General features: G+C 70.4%; 17 protein-coding genes. 4 read left to right on the top strand and 13 right to left on the bottom strand.

All coding sequences use genetic code 11. From position 1 onward, the window contains the following. Positions 1 to 54: 54 nt before the first annotated feature. From ACFVXC_RS25160 to ACFVXC_RS25135, 6 genes are all read right to left on the bottom strand, one after another. Positions 55 to 1,224 carry an LOG family protein gene (locus ACFVXC_RS25160; protein ID WP_389908894.1) on the bottom strand — a complete coding sequence of 390 codons (1,170 nt, stop codon included), beginning with the start codon at positions 1,222 to 1,224 and terminating at the stop codon, positions 55 to 57. 66 nt (positions 1,225 to 1,290) lie between these two features. Then, complete coding sequence (locus ACFVXC_RS25155) at positions 1,291 to 1,695, bottom strand: VOC family protein (protein ID WP_389908891.1); 405 nt, start codon at positions 1,693 to 1,695, stop codon at positions 1,291 to 1,293. A 217-nt stretch (positions 1,696 to 1,912) separates the two neighbouring features. Beyond that, complete coding sequence (locus ACFVXC_RS25150) at positions 1,913 to 3,079, bottom strand: hypothetical protein (protein WP_389908888.1); 1,167 nt, start codon at positions 3,077 to 3,079, stop codon at positions 1,913 to 1,915. Beyond that, a complete protein-coding gene (locus ACFVXC_RS25145) occupies positions 3,061 to 3,903 on the bottom strand; it encodes an ABC transporter ATP-binding protein (RefSeq protein WP_389908885.1) in 843 nt (280 codons plus the stop codon). Before ACFVXC_RS25145 ends, ACFVXC_RS25150 begins: the two co-directional genes overlap by 19 nt. Before the next feature lie 201 nt (positions 3,904 to 4,104). Further along, positions 4,105 to 5,484: an aspartate aminotransferase family protein gene (locus ACFVXC_RS25140; RefSeq protein WP_389908882.1), complete on the bottom strand. Its 1,380-nt coding sequence runs from the start codon at positions 5,482 to 5,484 to the stop codon at positions 4,105 to 4,107. Beyond that, positions 5,469 to 5,981 carry an Lrp/AsnC family transcriptional regulator gene (locus tag ACFVXC_RS25135; protein WP_249592806.1) on the bottom strand — a complete coding sequence of 171 codons (513 nt, stop codon included), beginning with the start codon at positions 5,979 to 5,981 and terminating at the stop codon, positions 5,469 to 5,471. The genes ACFVXC_RS25140 and ACFVXC_RS25135 overlap by 16 nt, the downstream gene beginning before the upstream one ends. Before the next feature lie 161 nt (positions 5,982 to 6,142). Here ACFVXC_RS25135 and ACFVXC_RS25130 point away from each other — a divergent pair, with 161 nt between their 5' ends. Further along, a complete protein-coding gene (locus ACFVXC_RS25130) occupies positions 6,143 to 7,582 on the top strand; it encodes a gamma-aminobutyraldehyde dehydrogenase (protein ID WP_389908879.1) in 1,440 nt (479 codons plus the stop codon). Between the two features lie 233 nt (positions 7,583 to 7,815). Continuing rightward, positions 7,816 to 9,006 (top strand): spermidine/putrescine ABC transporter substrate-binding protein, encoded by a 1,191-nt coding sequence (locus tag ACFVXC_RS25125; protein WP_389908876.1) that lies wholly within the window; start codon positions 7,816 to 7,818, stop codon positions 9,004 to 9,006. A gap of 75 nt (positions 9,007 to 9,081) precedes the next feature. Here the strand turns inward: ACFVXC_RS25125 and ACFVXC_RS25120 are convergent, their stop codons facing one another. From ACFVXC_RS25120 to ACFVXC_RS25095, 6 genes are all read right to left on the bottom strand, one after another. Continuing rightward, entirely contained in the window at positions 9,082 to 9,570 is a 489-nt protein-coding gene (locus ACFVXC_RS25120) for a hypothetical protein (protein ID WP_389908874.1), read from the bottom strand. A gap of 296 nt (positions 9,571 to 9,866) precedes the next feature. Further along, positions 9,867 to 11,117: a serine hydrolase domain-containing protein gene (locus ACFVXC_RS25115; RefSeq protein WP_389908871.1), complete on the bottom strand. Its 1,251-nt coding sequence runs from the start codon at positions 11,115 to 11,117 to the stop codon at positions 9,867 to 9,869. Between the two features lie 67 nt (positions 11,118 to 11,184). Continuing rightward, positions 11,185 to 11,628 carry a winged helix-turn-helix transcriptional regulator gene (locus ACFVXC_RS25110; RefSeq protein ID WP_389908868.1) on the bottom strand — a complete coding sequence of 148 codons (444 nt, stop codon included), beginning with the start codon at positions 11,626 to 11,628 and terminating at the stop codon, positions 11,185 to 11,187. A 43-nt stretch (positions 11,629 to 11,671) separates the two neighbouring features. After that, complete coding sequence (locus ACFVXC_RS25105; protein ID WP_389908865.1) at positions 11,672 to 11,839, bottom strand: hypothetical protein; 168 nt, start codon at positions 11,837 to 11,839, stop codon at positions 11,672 to 11,674. A gap of 30 nt (positions 11,840 to 11,869) precedes the next feature. After that, positions 11,870 to 12,568, bottom strand: a complete 699-nt coding sequence (locus tag ACFVXC_RS25100; protein WP_389908863.1) for a glycerophosphodiester phosphodiesterase — start codon at positions 12,566 to 12,568, stop codon at positions 11,870 to 11,872. A 33-nt stretch (positions 12,569 to 12,601) separates the two neighbouring features. Beyond that, positions 12,602 to 13,696 (bottom strand): adenosine deaminase, encoded by a 1,095-nt coding sequence (locus ACFVXC_RS25095; RefSeq protein ID WP_389908860.1) that lies wholly within the window; start codon positions 13,694 to 13,696, stop codon positions 12,602 to 12,604. Positions 13,697 to 14,119: 423 nt separating this feature from the next. Between ACFVXC_RS25095 and ACFVXC_RS25090 the strand changes: the two genes are divergently transcribed. Continuing rightward, on the top strand, positions 14,120 to 14,551 hold the full coding sequence (locus tag ACFVXC_RS25090) for a DUF4190 domain-containing protein (protein WP_389908858.1): 432 nt from the start codon (positions 14,120 to 14,122) through the stop codon (positions 14,549 to 14,551). A gap of 489 nt (positions 14,552 to 15,040) precedes the next feature. Here the strand turns inward: ACFVXC_RS25090 and ACFVXC_RS25085 are convergent, their stop codons facing one another. After that, positions 15,041 to 15,592, bottom strand: coding sequence for an NADAR family protein (locus ACFVXC_RS25085; RefSeq protein WP_389908856.1), 552 nt, complete (start codon positions 15,590 to 15,592; stop codon positions 15,041 to 15,043). A gap of 205 nt (positions 15,593 to 15,797) precedes the next feature. Here ACFVXC_RS25085 and ACFVXC_RS25080 point away from each other — a divergent pair, with 205 nt between their 5' ends. Beyond that, a complete protein-coding gene (locus ACFVXC_RS25080; RefSeq protein WP_389908853.1) occupies positions 15,798 to 17,300 on the top strand; it encodes a gamma-aminobutyraldehyde dehydrogenase in 1,503 nt (500 codons plus the stop codon). Positions 17,301 to 17,343: the final 43 nt, after the last annotated feature.

The raw sequence follows: 17,343 nt of genomic DNA, 5'->3' as shown, positions 1-17,343 counted from the left end.
ATGGGCCGAAAAGCCCGCCGGGGACGGGCCGAAAAGCCCGCCCGGCGGGCGGGACTATCCGCCGGACTGGATTGATGCCAGTGCCGCCGGAGCCTCCTCCACCCTGTCCACCAAGGCGATCCTCGACTCCATTGAGCGGCCTCGTGCCAGTGCCTGTAGCAGCGGCCAGGCAGGGAGGTGTTCCGTCCAGTGCGCGCGGTCCACCAGGACCATCGGGGCCGGCTCGCCACGCGACTCGTAGTAGTTCGGCGTCGCCGCGTCGAAGACTTCCTGGACGGTGCCCGCCGCGCCGGGGAGGAACACTATGCCCGCGTTCGAGCGCGCGAGCAGGCCGTCCTCGCGGGTGGCGTTGGCGAAGTACTTGGCCAGGTGGGTGGCGAAGGCGTTCGGCGGCTCGTGGCCGTAGAACCAGGTGGGGATGCCCACCGACGCGCCGCCGGACGGCCAGCGCTCGCGGATGCCGAAGGCGGCCCGCGCCCACTCCGTGATCGAGGGGGTGAAGGACGGCGCCTTCCCGAGGAGTTCGAGCGCCTCGTCCAGCATCTCGTCGCGGAAGACGGACGCGTACGCCCCCAGGTTCGCCGCCTCCATCGCGCCGGGGCCGCCGCCCGTGGCGACCGTGAACCCGGCGCGGGCGAGCGAGCGCCCGAGCCGGGCCGCGCCCTCGTACGCCTCCGTGCCCCGGGCCATCGCGTGGCCGCCCATGACGCCCACCACCCGTGCGCTGACGAGGAGTTCGTCGAGGGCGTCCGAGACCGAGTCGTCGTGGATCGAGCGGAGCATCGAGGAGAAGACGTCGCCGTCGGCCTTGGTCTCCTGGAACCAGGCGTAGGCGCGGGCGTCAGGAGTCGCCTCGTACCCACCCTCGGCGAGCCCCGCGAACAGTTCCTCCGGCGTGTGGAGAAGTCCGCGGTACGGGTCGAACGGCAGGCCGGGTACGGGTGGGAACACCAGCGCCCCGGCGGCCCGCACCGCGTCCACCGCTTCCTGCTCCATCGCGCAGCCGAGGAACACCGTGCCCGTGGCGTCGCACTCCCGCAGCGAGGACGTACGCCCCGTCAGGTCTATCGCCTGGACGCGGCACCCCGCGAGCGAACCGTGTGCGGCGATCTCGTCGAACTCCTCGAGCGACTCGATCTCACGGTCGCCGCCCGGGAGCCGGGGCGAGGGCTCGGCGGCTGACGCGGATGCTGACGCGGATACGGGTTCGGGAGTCGGCTGCATCCGCCCATGCTAAGCAGATCGCGCCGGGCGCCGGTCGCCCCCCCGCGAACCCGTCACCGGCGGCTCTCAGCCCCGCACCTCGGACGGGTCCATCCACATGATTTCCCAGGTGTGGCCGTCCAGGTCGTCGAAGGCGCGGCCGTACATCATGCCGTAGTCCTGCGTCTTGCCCGCCGTGCCACCGGCCGCCACGGCCTTGTCGACCAGCTCGTCGACCTTCTCGCGGCTCTCGGCGCTCAGACAGAGCAGCGTCTCGCTGGTCGTCGTCGAGTCCGCGATCTCCTTCTTCGTGAAGTCCTTGTAGCGCGGCTTGCTCAGCATCATCGCGACGATCGTGTCGCTGATCACGACACAGGCGCAGTCGTCCGTCGAGAACTGCGGGTTGATCGTGTAGCCGAGCTCCGTGAAGAACTTCCTCGAACTGTCGACGTCGTTCACGGCGAGGTTCACGAAGATCATCTGCTGGTACATGAGGTGTCTCCCGTTGCGGTGAGTTCTGCGTGGCGCGTGAGTGCGTTCGTGCCGGTGCCGGTGCCGGTGCCGGTGCCGGTGCCGGTGCCGGTGCCTGCGTCTGCGCCTGCGCCTGCGCCTGCGTCTTACGGAGGGGTAGACATACGTTCGACGCAGAACTCATCGCCCATCGCGGAATTACTTCTCACGCGTTCGGTGAGGGCCATCGCCCCGTCCCTCACCTCGTGAGCGGTACCGCCGCCAACTCCGCGACCACCCAGGTCAGCGGCCCGAACACGGCCGCGAGCGCGCCCGCCCGCAGCGCCGCCGTGCCGCGCAGCATCGACGTCGGCGCCCCGAGCTGGAGCAGCGCGGACGTCGTGTCCGCGCGCGCGTGCTTGGCCTCGATCGCGACCGTGATCACGGTGAGGGCCGCGCAGCCCGCGACGAGCAGCGAACCGAGCATGGTCAGCGGGCCGATGGCGGGGCGGTCACCGGAGTAGAGCGTGAGCGCCGCGTACGCCCCGGAGCCCACCACGCAGAGCACTCCGAGAGGACGCCCGATCCGCCGCGCGTCCTCCTGCAGTCCTCGCCCGGCGAGCAGCCGCATCGCGCCGGGCCGCACGGATTGCAGGACCCGTCCGCACAGATAGGTGAGGCCGGGACCCGCGAGCGCGAGGCCGATCGCCGTGAGCGTCCACCCGGCGAGCACCCCGGCGGGGCTGCCGGCCAGGCCGCCCGGCATCGCGAGGTCCGACGTACCGGCGGAACGGCTCGCGTACGACTCGACGGCGAGGCCCGCCGCGAGCAGCGCGACGCCCCAGGGAAGCCCGCTCGGCGGCGCGGCCGGTGTTTCCGGACGCGCCGTTCCGTCCTGCTCGTCACGTGGCTTGGGGGGCCGGGGCCGCAACGCGGCGGCGCTCGCCGCGGAGGCGGTCAGCGGGACGACGGCAAGGAGGGTGAGCGCGGCGGCGAGGGGCAACGGGTACCGGGCGGCGAGCAACTCGGCCGCGGCGCCGTCGAACGGCAGGCCCGTCAGATCGCCGCGCAGGTGCAGGAAGAACAGGAGCGCCACCATCGAGCCGAGCGTGCACGCGACGGCCGTGGAGATCGCGGCGAGCACCGTGAGCTTGGCCGGGCCGAGTCCCACCGCCGAGAGCCCGGAGCGCGGCAGGGTCGCCGGATCGGTGCGGGCGACGGTGACGGCGAAGTACACGGTGGCGGCGATCGGCGCGACGCACCAGGCGAGGCGCAGCAGGGCGCCGCCCGACGCGTCCGCGTGTCCCATCGCGTACCCCAGCGTGCACAGGAGCAGGAAGCCGGTGCCCGCCGAAGCGGCGGCGACGAGCAATCTGCGCAGCTGGACCATGGGGTGGGCCCCGCGGGCTAGACGGAGAGCGAGCACGCGGCCCGGCCTTCCGCGTCGTCGCTGTCGCCCTCGGCCGAGGAGCCGTCGGCCGAGGAGCCGTCGGCCGAGGAGCCGTCGGCTGACGAGCCGTCGGCGGCACCGCCATCCGCGGCGGGCTCGCCGCCCGCCCCCGGCAGGTGCACCGTGTTCACGCGCCGCCCGTCGAGCAGGGTGACCGTCCGGTCGGCGAGGGCGGCGACCTCCGCGTCGTGCGTGGCGAGGACGACCGTGATGCCGTGCGAGCGGGCCGCGGTCGTCAGCGTACGAAGGACGTGGGCGCGGTCGGCGCGGTACAGCGGCGCGGTCGGCTCGTCGGCGAAGATCACGGACGGCATCGTGACCAGGGCGCGGGCGATGGCGATGCGCTGGCGCTGGGCCTGAAGCAGCGCGTGCGGCCGCTTGCGGGCGCAGTCGCCGATGTCGAGGCGATCGAGCCACTCCTGGGCGGTGTTCTTGGACACCCGGTGCGCCGCGCCGCGCAGCATCAGCGGCAGCGCTACGTTCTCGCGGGCGGTGAGCTCGGGCACGAGGTGCGGCTCCGGGTCGATCCAGCCGAAGCGGTCGCGGCGCAGGCGCTCGCGGACCGCCGGGCCCATCGTGTGCACCGGTGCGCTGTTGAACCAGACCTCGCCCCGCTCGGGCAGGAGCTGGCCGCAGAGACAGCGCAGGAGAGTCGTCTTGCCGCTGCCACGAGGCCCGGTGACGGCGAGGATCTCGCCCTCGCGCACGCCCAGGGACACGCCGGTGAGCGCGGGCGAGCCGTTGTGTGTGACGTGCAGGGCGCGTGCCCACAGCACGTCGTTGTCCGGCGGGGCCACCATCACGTACACCTCGGTTCAGATCAGTTTGCCTCCCCGTACGGGGGAACGAAGGCGGGGCCGATCGGTCACTGGGCACGCTAGGGATCCAGGCCGCGCTGCCTGGAAACGACGCGGCCCCCGGGCGCCCGTCTCACTCGAACGGGCGCCTCGGGGGCCGGTGTTGATCACTCGATCACACGATAGAGGTGATCGTGCGACGGATCAGAGCTTCGTCCACGCCTCCGTGAGGACCTGGCGCAGGATGCCCTCGATCTCGTCGAAGGTCTCCTGGGTGGAGATCAGCGGCGGCGCGAGCTGGACGACGGGGTCGCCACGGTCGTCGGCGCGGCAGTACAGGCCGTTCTCGAAGAGTGCCTTGGAGAGGAAGCCGTACAGGACGCGCTCGGTCTCCTCGTCGTTGAACGTCTCCTTGGTGGCCTTGTCCTTCACGAGCTCGATGCCGTAGAAGAAGCCGTTGCCGCGGACGTCGCCGACGATCGGCAGGTCGTGCAGCTTGCGCAGGGTCTGGAAGAACGCGTCCTCGTTGTCGAGCACGTGCTGGTTGAGACCCTCCTTCTCGAAGATGTCGAGGTTGGCGTTGCCGACTGCGGCCGAGACCGGGTGGCCGCCGAAGGTGTAGCCGTGCAGGAAGGTGTTGTCACCCTTGTAGAACGGCTCGGCGAGCTTGTCCGAGATGATGCAGGCGCCGATCGGGGAGTAGCCCGACGTCATGCCCTTGGCGCAGGTGATCATGTCCGGGACGTAGTCGAACTTGTCACAGGCGAACATCGTGCCGAGGCGGCCGAAGGCGCAGATGACCTCGTCCGAGACGAGCAGCACGCCGTACTTGTCGCAGATCTCGCGGACCCGCTGGAAGTACCCGGGCGGGGGCGGGAAACAGCCGCCCGCGTTCTGTACCGGCTCCAGGAACACGGCCGCGACGGTCTCGGGGCCCTCGAAGAGGATCTCCTGCTCGATCTGGTCGGCGGCCCAGCGGCCGAAGGCCACCGGGTCGTCGCCGTGGATCGGGGCGCGGTAGATGTTCGTGTTCGGCACCTTGTGCGCACCCGGGACGAGCGGCTCGAAGGGCGCCTTCAGGGCGGGCAGACCGGTGATGGACAGGGCGCCCTGCGGGGTGCCGTGGTAGGCGACCGCGCGCGAGATGACCTTGTACTTCTGGTGGTTGCCGGTGAGCTTGTGGTACTGCTTCGCCAGCTTCCACGCGGTCTCGACGGCCTCGCCGCCACCGGTGGTGAAGAAGACCTTGTTCAGGTCGCCCGGCGCGTGGTTCGCGAGGCGCTCGGCGAGCTTGACGGCCTGGGGGTGGGCATAGCTCCAGATGGGGAAGAAGGCCAGGTCCTGCGCCTGCTTGTACGCCGTCTCTGCGAGCTCGTGACGACCGTGACCGGCGTTGACCACGAACAGGCCGGAGAGGCCGTCGAGGTACTTCTTGCCCTTGTCGTCGTAGATGTAGGTGCCTTCGCCACGCACGATGGTGGGCACGGGTGCGTTCTCGTAGTCCGACATGCGGGTGAAGTGCATCCACAGGTGGTCGTACGCGGTTCGGCTGAGGTCCTTGCTCACGGCTATCGGGTTCCCCACATATAGGTCTGCTTCTTGAGCTTCAGATAGACGAAGCTCTCGGTGGAGCGCACGCCGGGGAGGGCGCGGATGCGCTTGTTGATCACTTCGAGAAGGTGGTCGTCGTCCTCGCAGACGACCTCCACCATCAGGTCGAAGGAGCCCGCGGTCATGACCACGTACTCACACTCGGCCATGGCCGTCAGCGCCTCCGCGACCGGATCCAGATCGCCCTCGACGTTGATGCCGACCATCGCCTGGCGCCTGAAACCCACGGTGAGCGGGTCCGTGACGGCGACGATCTGCATCACGCCCTGGTCGAGCAGCTTCTGGACGCGTTGGCGCACGGCCGCTTCGGACAGGCCGACGGCCTTGCCGATGGCGGCGTACGGACGGCGTCCGTCCTCCTGAAGCTGTTCGATGATCGCCAGGGAGACGGCGTCGATGGAAGAAGAGCCGTTCCCCTGTCGGGAACTACTGGAATCTGCGCTGCGACTGGCCACGACCCCATGGTGCACAGGACTCGACAGTTCCGCAAGGTCAGATCGATGAAATTCGTTGTCTGAAGCTTCAATCGTCACGGATTTCGCAGCTACGGGCCCCCGGGTATGTTGAAAGCGTCGGTGTACCGACTAGGGTGGGTGTCTCATCCACTGGACATCTGACTGGAGGGCCGGAAGTGACCACCGAGCTGCGCCGCCTGCGTAACTACATCGACGGAGAATTCCGGGACGCCGCCGACGGCCGGACCACCGAGGTGGTCAACCCCGCCAACGGCGAGTCCTACGCCACCGCGCCCCTGTCGGGGCAGGCCGACGTCGACGCCGCCATGGAGGCGGCCGCCGCCGCGTTCCCCGCCTGGCGCGACCTGACGCCGGCCGAGCGCCAGAAGGCCCTGCTGAAGATCGCCGACGCGTTCGAGGAGCGCGCCGAGGAGCTCATCGCGGCCGAGGTCGAGAACACGGGCAAGCCGACCGGGCTCACGCGGTCCGAGGAGATCCCGCCCATGGTCGACCAGATCCGCTTCTTCGCGGGGGCGGCCCGGATGCTCGAAGGCCGTGCGGCCGGTGAGTACATGGAGGGTCTGACCTCCATCATCCGCCGCGAGCCGATCGGCGTATGCGCTCAGGTCGCGCCGTGGAACTACCCGATGATGATGGGCGTATGGAAGTTCGCCCCGGCGCTCGCCGCGGGCAACACCGTCGTCCTCAAGCCCTCGGACACGACCCCCGCGTCGACCGTCCTGATGGCCGAGATCATCGGCTCCATCGTGCCCAAGGGCGTCTTCAACGTCGTCTGCGGCGACCGTGACACGGGCCGCGCGATGGTCGAGCACCACACCCCGGCGATGGCCTCCATCACCGGCTCGGTGCGCGCCGGCATGCAGGTCGCCGAGTCCGCCTCCAAGGACCTCAAGCGGGTCCATCTGGAGCTGGGCGGCAAGGCGCCGGTCGTCGTCTTCGAGGACGCCGACATCGCCAAGGCCGTCGAGGACATCTCGGTGGCGGGCTTCTTCAACGCGGGCCAGGACTGTACGGCCGCCACGCGCGTGCTCGTCCACGAGTCCATCCACGACGAGTTCGTGACGGCCCTCGCCAAGGCCGCCGCCGACACGAAGACCGGCCAGCCGGACGACGAGGACGTGCTCTTCGGCCCGCTCAACAACGCCAACCAGCTGAAGCAGGTCTCCGGCTTCATCGACCGCCTTCCGGCGCACGCCAAGGTCGAGGCGGGCGGCCGGCGGGTCGGCGAGAAGGGCTTCTTCTACGCCCCGACCGTCGTCTCCGGCCTGAAGCAGGACGACGAGATCATCCAGAACGAGGTCTTCGGCCCGGTCATCACCGTCCAGTCCTTCACGGACGAGGCGCAGGCCGTGTCGTACGCGAACGGCGTCGATTACGCCCTCGCCTCCTCGGTCTGGACCCAGAACCACGCGCGCGCCATGCGCATGGCCAAGGTCCTCGACTTCGGCTGCGTCTGGATCAACACGCACATCCCGCTGGTCGCCGAGATGCCGCACGGCGGCTTCAAGAAGTCCGGCTACGGCAAGGACCTTTCGGCGTACGGCTTCGACGACTACACGCGCATCAAGCACGTGATGACGTCGATCGAGGGTTAGTCACACCTGGCCCTGGGGTACTCCCAGTGGGCCCTGGGTTAATTGGGATGCCCGGCCACGCCGCCCCCGCGTACCGTCACGTACGCGGGGGCGGCTCCGTTGTGTGCTGTTTCCCGGATCGACAGGGCGCGCTTCCTGGATCGAAGGGGTCTCGACAGGGTGTCGCTTCCCGACCGTTCGGCTCGACGCAGCGTCCATTGCCTGTGCGTGACACGCGGGCGCATGCTGCCGGGGTGCGAGCGAACCCCAGTGCCTCCTCAGTCTCCCGCCGGTCCCTGCTGCGTGCCATCGGCGGCGGGGCGGCCGTCAGTACGCTCGCGGGCTGCGGTGTGCCCGCCGCGTACATCGGACCCGGCGAGCGCGCGGCCGGGGACCGCTCCCGGCGGGACAAGGCGCTGACCTTCGCCAACTGGCCGCTGTACATCGACACCGACGACGATGACTCGACCAAGCGGCCCTCGCTCGACGCGTTCGAGAAGCGGACCGGTATCGACGTCCGCTACACGGAGGAGATCAACGACAACGACGAGTTCTTCGGCAAGATCAGCCCGTCCCTGATGAACCACCAGGAGACCGGGCGCGACCTCATCGTCATCAGTGACTGGATGTGCGCCCGCTTCGTGCGGCTCGGCTGGGTGCAGGAGATGGACCGCGCCCGGCAGCCGAACGTCACCAAGTACCTCGACCCGCTGCTGCGTTCCCCCAGCTTCGACCCCGGGCGGGGGCACACCGTTCCCTGGCAGTCCGGCATCACCGGCATCGCGTACAACAAGCGCAAGCTGGGCCGGGAGATCAAGCACGTCTCCGACCTGTGGGCCGACGACCTCAAGGGCCGGGTCACGCTGCTGTCCGGGCTCGACGAGTCGTTCGCGCTGCTCATGCAGGGCGACGGCGTCGACATCACCAAGTGGAAGGCCGACGACTTCCACGCGGTGTGCGACCGGGTGGAGAAACTGGTGGCCTCGAAGCACATCCGCCGCTTCACGGGCAACGACTACATCAAGGACTTGTCGAGCGGGGACGTCCTCGCCTGCCAGGCCTACAGCGGCGACGTCATCCAGCTCCAGGCGGACGACCCGGACATCGAGTTCGTGGTCCCCCAGGAGGGCGCCGAACTGTGGGCCGAGTCCCTGATGGTCCCCAACCTGGCCCGCCACAAGCGGAACGCGGAACGGCTCATCGACTACTACTACGAGCCCGAGGTGGCCGCCGAGCTCGCCGCCTGGGTCAACTACGTCTGCCCCGTCCCGGCCGCGCGCGACATCCTCGCCTCCTCCAAGGACAAGGAGCTGGCCTCGCTCGCCGAGGACCCGCTGATCTTCCCGGACGACGTGATGCGGAAGCGGCTCGCGATCGCGCGGGACATCACGTCGCAGGAGCGGACGGAGTTCGCGAAGAGGTGGAACGCGATCGCGGGGTTGTAGGGGCGCTGCGGGCCAGGGCGCGGGTGCCCGCTGGTCAGGAGCGGCATCAGCTGTTCAGGGTCGTGTGCCCGCTGGTCAGGAGCGGTTTCGGCGCAGGGCCTGACAGGCATCCCCGACTGCCTCCACCGACCGGATCCACCGGCCCACCAGCGTGTCCCGCACTCCCGTCCACACCTTTCGCCACTTGAGCCAGGGCGGCAGCTCGCGGAACGGTACGAAGGTCAGGGTGTCGTCGATGGCGTCTGAGGCGAGGCCCGCGTGCCCTTCCGCGCGCAGCGCCTCGTACAACTCCGGCGTCAGTTCGCCGTTGAGCCGGGCGGCGGCTCCGGCCGCGGTGAACGCGAAGCCCTGCTCCGCCCTGTCCGGCAAGTGCGTCGCCTTGACGATGCGGGGCGAGGCCTCGGTCAGGGGGCAGTTGAAGGCAAGGCCGATCGCCGCGGAGCCCATGCGGTGGACTCTGCCGCGCTCATATTCGGCGTCCCATTCGGTTGGGGCGTGGAACCGCAGCAGGTTCTCGTCGCCGTCCCAATCCCATCCGGCCGCCATGGCAACTCTCTTGTCCATCTGCTCTGTCGGCTCCGTCGACTCTGTCAGCTCCGTCGGCGCACAGCCTTCCAGGCGTCCCATCCGGTCCGGCGACTGTATCGCTCCGCCAACGCGCGGCGAGGCCCGCGTGGCCCCATCCCGTCGCCGGTGTCCTGCCGCCCTCTTCCGTGCCGCCCCTGTCCGCTCCCCCCGAGCGGGTCGTCATCCCCACCCCCGGTGTGTCGGGCGAGCTGGAGACATCGACCACGCGGGTCTGCGCCTGATCACCTGTGGCGGCGACTTCGACGCGGGCCGGCACCACTACCCCGACAACGTCACCGTGTTCGCGAAGATGACGGGCGGGAACTGAAGGCGGCCATCGCGATCCGCTCGGCGATCGGGTTCATGTCCCTGCCCTTGGCGTCGGTCGCGTTGACGGAGTAGACGAGGGTGCGTGAGCCGTTCTCGGTGGAAGCGATGATGTTCGTATAGCCGTAGCGGGAGCCGGTCTTGAGCCAGACCACCTTGCCGTCGATCTCGAACCGCTGGAGCCCGGCGCCGAACGTGGCTTCCGGGATGCCCGGCCCCAGCTTCGGCAGGGTGAACATCTCTTTCAACTGGGCCTTGGGCACCACCTCTCCGCCGAACAGCGCCTGCGTGAAGACCTCCAGGTCGGCGGTGGTGGAGATCATGTCGCCCGCCGCGAAACGGTCGAACTGGTTCCACTCGGTGACGTCGACCAGGCGCGTGGTGCCGTCCGGCTGCTTCATGCTCTGGTAGCCGCGGTTGTGCGGGCCGCGGATGCGGGGATCGGCGCCGGGGAAATAGGTGTCGTGCAGGTGGAGGGGTCTGAAGATCCGCAGGTCGGCCTGATCGGCGAACGAGTCGTCGGTGATCCGCTCGATCAGCAGGCCGAGCACGGTGTAGCCGATGTTGCGGTAGTGCTGCTGGGCACCTGGGGCGTGCTCGGGCCCCTTGGCGATGGCCGACGCGACGACCTTCTGCGGCTCCAACGTGTCGTAGCGGTGGGCGTATTCGTCGTCGAAGCCGTCGCCGGACTCCAGGCCGCTGGTGTAGTTGAGGAGGCTGCGGACGGGGATGGGCTTGAACTCCTTCTCCTTGTCCTCCTGCTTCGGGAACAAGTCCGGCATGTAGTGCTGCACCGGCTTGTCGAGGTCGAGATCGCCATCGGCGGCAAGCTGGAGCGCCACGGCCGCGGTCACGATCTTGGTTATCGACCCGGCGCGGAAGCGCCCGTGCGGATCTGCCTTCCGCCCCGTGACCAGGTCGTGCACGCCGGAACTGCCGCGCCAGATCCCCGTCGGGCCACCGACGCGGACGAGAGCGGCGGTCGCGTCGGCGTTCGGGAGCCCCTTGATCGCGTCGCGCAGCGCCTTGCCGTCGGGCGCGGAGGCATCGGTGGACGCCGTCACGGCCGACGTGGGGGAGTGGGCGAGGGCGGGGGCGGTCGCGGCGGCGGTGAGGCCGAGGACCAGGGCGGTGGCGAGAGCGGTGCGGGCGGTGCGGGTGCGGAACTGCACGGTGTGACTCCAGGTGGGCTGCGGGGCGGAACGTGTGCTGTCCATCCTGGTGATCGGCCGTGCGGGGCGGATCCTCACTGGGGAGGGCGAGGGACGGTGGCTCCCTGAGGGGTCAACACCCATACATGTAAGGGGCGTTGGCCGCGTGTCCCCTAGTGGCCTCGCCCGTGGGGCGGTCGGCGTGCTCCGGCGCCGCCATCACCTCGTCACCATGGTCGAAGGCCCAGGCGCCGAAAGCCTCGATCGCGTCCGGCAACGTACGCCCCAGGGGGGCGAGTCCGTGCTCGACGCGGGGCGGTGACTCGGCGTACGACTGCCGTGAGACCAAGCCGCCGTACTCCAGGCGGCGCAGTGCCCCGGTGAGGATCTCGGGGCTACCGGTGTGCGGGGACGACGAGGGCGCGCTGGATGTCGTAAGGAAGCCGGTGAAGGACGCCGGCCGCGTGCCCTTCGCCGCGGGTGGTGGGGAGCGGGCGGGTCTTGTCGGGGCGACGGCGGCGCCGCTGATCGGCCTCCGCGTGGGGGAGAGGGGCGGACGCGCAGGCGAGCGCGCCACCGCTGGCCTGCCCCTGCCCGGGGGCCCCGGGCAGGGGCAGCCGTCACGTCGCCATCAGCAGAATGACGAGGACGATGCCGACCAGCAGAGCGAGGGTCAGCATGCGGCCGACGGGATGCCGCGGATTGAGCCGGTGGCCGCGGTAGCCCCGCTCGTCGCGCTCGTACACGAAGAGCGGCTCTTCGCGCTTGTCGTCCTCGCTGTTCCCCATACCCCACAAGCTAGTTGAGGGATCGTCCGGCTACGAGAGCGCGCCGCCGGGCCGTGCGAGCAAGGCACGCAGTGTGTCGACACGGTTGGTCGTGATCGAGTCGACGCCGATGTCGAGGAGGCGGCGCATCGAGCGCTTCGTGTCCGGGGTCCACGCCGAGACGAGGAGCCCCTGGCGGCGCACCTGGACCGCCAGTTCGCGGTGGAGCAGAGAAAAGCGGTAGTTGAGCCAGCGGGGCTTGATCGCGTCGAGCACGGCGCGGCGCGGCGGGGCGAGACTCGTCCAGGTCAGAGCGATCTCGGCGGCGGGATCCGCCGCGCGCACCGCGAGCATCGTCCGGGCGCCCGCGCAGTAGTACGTCCGTTCCGCCGCCCCGCAGTCGGCGACGGCGCCGACGACCGCGCGCACGGACTGCGGCGTCGCGCCCGGCAGATCCACCATCAGCCGACGCCCGTCGGTCGCCGCGACGGCCTCCTCCAAGGTGGGTACGCCGCCTTCGGTGAGGCCGCGCACCTCGTCGGCGGAGAGCGTGGAGAGGGGGCGGTCGATGTCCCACAGGCGCTTGAGGGTCGCGTCGTGCAGCAGGACGGGGACGCCGTCACGGCTGAGGCGGACGTCGATCTCCACCGCGTCCGCGCCCCGCTCCAGCGCGGAGCGCAGGGACGGGAGGGTGTTCTCGCGGACGCGGTAGGGATCGCCTCGGTGGGCCACGGCTGTCACGGTGCGCATGGGCCCATTGTGGTGCCGGTCGTGGCGCCGGACCTAGGGAGCGAGCCAGGTCTGCGTGTACGTGTCGATCTCCGCGACCAGCTTCGCCTTGCCCGCCGGGTCGAGGAAGGACGCCTCGACGGCGTTCTTCGCCAGGTCCGCGACGCCTCGCTCGTCGAGGTCGAGGAGGCGGGCGGCGACCGCGTACTCGTTGTTGAGGTCGGTGCCGAACATGGGCGGGTCGTCGGAGTTGATGGTGACCGGGACCCCGGCGGCGACGAACTGCTTGATGGGGTGCTCGTCGAGGGTGGCGACGGCGCGGGTCGCGATGTTCGACGTCGGGCAGACCTCTAGCGGGATGCGGTGCTCGGCGAGGTGGGCGAGGAGCCCCGGGTCCTGGGCGGCGCTTGTGCCGTGGCCGATGCGCTCGGCGCGCAGGTGGGTGAGGGCGTCCCAGATGGTGCCGGGCCCCGTGGTCTCGCCCGCGTGCGGGACGGAGCGCAGGCCGGCCGCGATCGCGCGGTCGAAGTACGGCTTGAACTGCGGCCGAGGCACGCCGATCTCCGGCCCGCCGAGCCCGAAGGAGACCAGGCCCTCGGGACGCAGCTTGTCGGTGGTCGCGAGCCGGACCGTCTCCTCGGCGGATTCGAGCCCCGCCTCGCCCGGGATGTCGAAGCACCAGCGCAGTACGACACCGAGCTCGGCCTCGGCGCCCTTGCGGGCGTCCTCGATGGCGTCCATGAAGGCGCGGTCGTCGATGCCGCGGCGCACGGAGCTGAAGGGGGTGACGGTCAGCTCGGCGTAGCGGATGTTCTGCCGGGCCATGTCGCGGGCGATCTCGTACGTGAGCAGCCGCACGTCGTCCGGGGTGCGGATCAGGTCCACGACCGAGAGGTACACCTGGATGAAGTGGGCGAAGTCCGTGAACGTGAAGAAGTCGGCGAGGGCCTCCACGTCCGTGGGCACCGTGGAGTCGGGGTGGCGGGCGGAGAGGGCCGAGACGATGCGGGGGGATGCCGAGCCGACATGGTGCACATGCAGTTCCGCCTTGGGCAGTCCGGCGATGAAGGCATGCGGGTCGCGCCGGTCGCGTCGGTCACGCGTGTCGTGCTGGTCGCGTGGCTCGCGGGCGCTGCTCGGATCGGTCACGGTTTCCTCCCCAGGAACGGATGTGATCGGCTGATCGGGTAAGTCGGGGATCATCCTAGGCCGGGGGACTTCGGCCTAGGGCGGTGGCCGTAGCATGACGGAACGTACGAAAGAGGTGAGCGCGGCATGTCCGACGGTTCGGCGGGGCCGGGTGCGTCCGAGGGGCGGGACCCTTGGGCTCCGCCGGCGGATGAGGCGGGGTCTGTGCCGGGTTCGGGGCCGGTGCCGCTGGAGAAGCGGAATCCCTGGGCGGCGCCTTACACGCCGTCTGCGCACGGGCAGTCGACGCCTTCCGCTCCTGTTCCGGGGCCGGGGCCGGGGCCGGGTGCCGGTGCCGGGCCCTATGCGCCGCCCGCGGTGGGTCCTCCGGCGGGTGGTGAGCCGGTGCCGCCGCCTCCGGTCGGGCCCGAGGGGCCCGGTCAGATGCCGTACGGCTACCCCGAGTTTCCGGGCGGCCACCAGGGCTACCAGGGCTATCAGGGCTACCAGGGCTACCAGGGGCAGGGCCTGCCCGGGTACGGCTGGCCAGCGATGCCGATGACGCCTGCCAACGGGATGGGCGTGGCCGCCCTTGTCCTCGGGATCATCGCGGCCGCCGGTTTCTGTCTGTGGCCTCTGGCGATCGTGCTCGGCATCCTCGCGATCATCTTCGGGGCGATCGGGCGCGGCAGGGCGCGGCGCGGCGAGGCTACGAACTCCGGGCAGGCGCTGGCCGGGATCATCTGCGGTGTCGCGGGCATCGTCCTGGCGGTGGCATTGCTGGTGGTGCTGATCGTGACGCCGGACGACGCGTTCGAGGAGGGCGGGGCTTCGGGGGACGGCGGTTACTCGACCTCCGTGGCCGTCAGCCTCTGAGCCGCTTTTTACTGGCGGGGGCGCCTCCCGTGTGTGTCGGCCTGAACCGCCGCTTCGCGACGGGTATCTCCCGCCCACCCGCCCGATTGCCCCGCGTGATCAGCCGGGCGGACGAGCGAGGCCCGCCGCCAGAGCCCGCGCCTAAGCGAAACCGCTCCCGCGCCGCGCCAGAGCGCCACGCCAGCGCCCGTGCCTGGCGCAACCGCTGCCGTGCCGCCGCCAGCGCCCGTGCCTAGCACAACCGCTCCCGCGCCGCGCCAGAGAGCCACGCCAGAGCCCGTGCCTGGCGCAACCGCTCCCGCGCCGCGCCAGCGCCCGTGCCTGGCGCAACCGCTGCCGTGCCGCCGCCAGCGCCCGTGCCTAGCGCAACCGCTCCCGCGCCGCGCCAGAGCGCCGCGCCAGAGCCCGTGCCTGGCGCAACCGCTCCCGCGCCGCGCCAGCGCCCGCGTCTAAGCGCAACCGCTCCCGTGCCGCCGCCAGCGCCCGCGCCTAGCGCAACCGCTCCCGTGCCTCCATCAACGCGAACCCCAGCAGATTCAGCCCCCGCCACTTCTCCGGCTCCCGGGCCCGCTCATCGTCGGCCGTCAGGCCAATGCCCCAGACGCGGTCCATCGGGCTTGCCTCGACAAGGACCCTCGACCCCGTGCCGACCAGGAACGAGCGGAGCGCATCGGTCGACGCGAACTTGTGGACGCTGCCCTCGACCACGATCCCGAACCGCTCCCGCTCCCATATCGCCTCGTCGAAGCCCCGCACCAGGCGCCCCGCCTGCTTCGCCTCGGCGGGCGTCCGTGCGGTGAGGGCCGCGGTCTGAGCCTCCGCGTCCGAGAAGAGGCGGGCCTTGGCGGCCATCATCCAGTGCTTAGCCGTCCCGTACTCCACCCCGTCCGCGGTGAACGGCGACTGCCACCACTGGCTGAAGCAGCTCGCGCCGAGCGACCCGTCCCGGCGCGGGGCGTGACCCCAGAAGTGCAGGTACTCGACCCGTTCCCCCGCACGCGCCGCGCGGACCAGCGCATCCACCGAGTCGATCTTCGTCATGCACGCGAGTCTGGCACGCACCACTGACACTCCGTCCTGGGTTTTCCAGGACGACTCGACACCTGGTCGACAGATTCCGTCGCGTAACCAAAAGGCAACAACGGAATCACTTGTTGGAGTACCACTGCTCTGTCAGGATCGGCACTCAAATCGATCTGGAGCTACGCCGGCCCCTGGGACGGGGACGACGGCGGAGGAGAGCGTCATGCACAACTTCCAGGCGCAGGACCACTTCGCGGCAGGCGCGCAGTACATCGCGGGACGGCTGACCGAGGGCACATCGGGGCGCACGCACGCCGTCGTCGACCCGGCCACCGGCGACGAGGTCCACCGGTACGAACTCGCGGGCGAGAAGGACGTCGACACCGCTGTCGCCGCCGCCGCGCACGCCTTCCCCGGGTGGGCGGGCGCGACCCCCGGCGAGCGCTCCGACGCCATGCACCGCTTCGCGGGCGTACTGGCCGAGCGCGCCGAGGAGTTCGCGCAGGCCGAGTCGCTCCAGTGCGGCAAGCCGATCAAGCTCAGCCGGGAGTTCGACGTACCGGGCTCCGTCGACAACGCGGCCTTCTTCGCGGGAGCGGCCCGGCATCTGCAGGGCCAGTCGGCCGGTGAGTACTCCGGCGACCACACCTCGTACGTACGGCGTGAGCCCATCGGTGTCGTCGGGTCCATCGCGCCCTGGAACTACCCCCTCCAGATGGCCGCCTGGAAGGTGCTTCCCGCCATCGCCGCGGGCAACACGATCGTCCTCAAGCCCGCCGAGCTCACCCCCTTCACCTCGCTCCTCTTCGCGCGGGCGGCCACCGATGCGGGCATCCCCGACGGTGTCGTCAACGTCATCAGCGGCGCCGGACGCGACGCGGGCGAGCGGCTCGTGGGGCACCCCGACGTCGCCATGACCTCCTTCACCGGGTCCACCGCCGTCGGCAAGCGCGTGGCCGAGATCGCCACCTCCACCGTGAAGCGGCTGCATCTGGAGCTCGGCGGCAAGGCGCCGTTCGTCGTCTTCGACGACGCCGACCTCGAAGCCGCCGTGCACGGCGCGGTCGCGGGCGCGCTCATCAACACCGGGCAGGACTGCACGGCCGCCACGCGCGCGTACGTGCAACGGCCGCTCTACGACGCCTTCGTAGAGGGTGTCGCCGAGCTCATGGAGAGTGTCCGGCTCGGTGATCCCTTCGCCGAGGACACCGACCTCGGGCCGCTCATCTCGCACGTCCACCGCGACCGCGTCGCCGGTTTCGTCGAGCGGGCGCGCTCCTACGCGCGCGTGGTCACCGGTGGCGAGGCACTCGACCACCCCGGGGCCTTCTACCGGCCCACCCTCATCGCGGACGCCGCGCAGGACAGCGAGATCGTGCAGGCCGAGATCTTCGGTCCGGTGCTCGTCGTGCTGCCCTTCGACGCGGACGACGAGGGCATCAGGCTCGCGAACGACACTCCGTACGGTCTCGCCGCCTCCGCCTGGAGCCGCGACGTCTTCCGCGCCAACCGGGCGACGCGCGAGATCAAGGCGGGCTGTGTGTGGGTCAACGACCACATCCCGATCCTCAGCGAGATGCCGCACGGCGGATACAAGGCATCCGGCTACGGAAAGGACATGTCCGCCTACTCCTTCGACGAGTACACCCAGGTCAAGCACGTCATGTTCGACAACACCGCGGTCGTCCGCAAGGACTGGCACCGCACGATCTTCGGGGACCGATAGCCGACAGCTGGAAGGCCGCCCGACCAGTGGCCGCCCATCCTCC

Origin of the sequence: Streptomyces sp. NPDC058257 (assembly GCF_042881845.1) — a bacterium.
Lineage (GTDB): Bacteria > Actinomycetota > Actinomycetes > Streptomycetales > Streptomycetaceae > Streptomyces.
The sequence above is the reverse complement of the archived record's forward strand: the minus strand, read 5'-3'. Positions and strand labels throughout refer to the sequence as shown.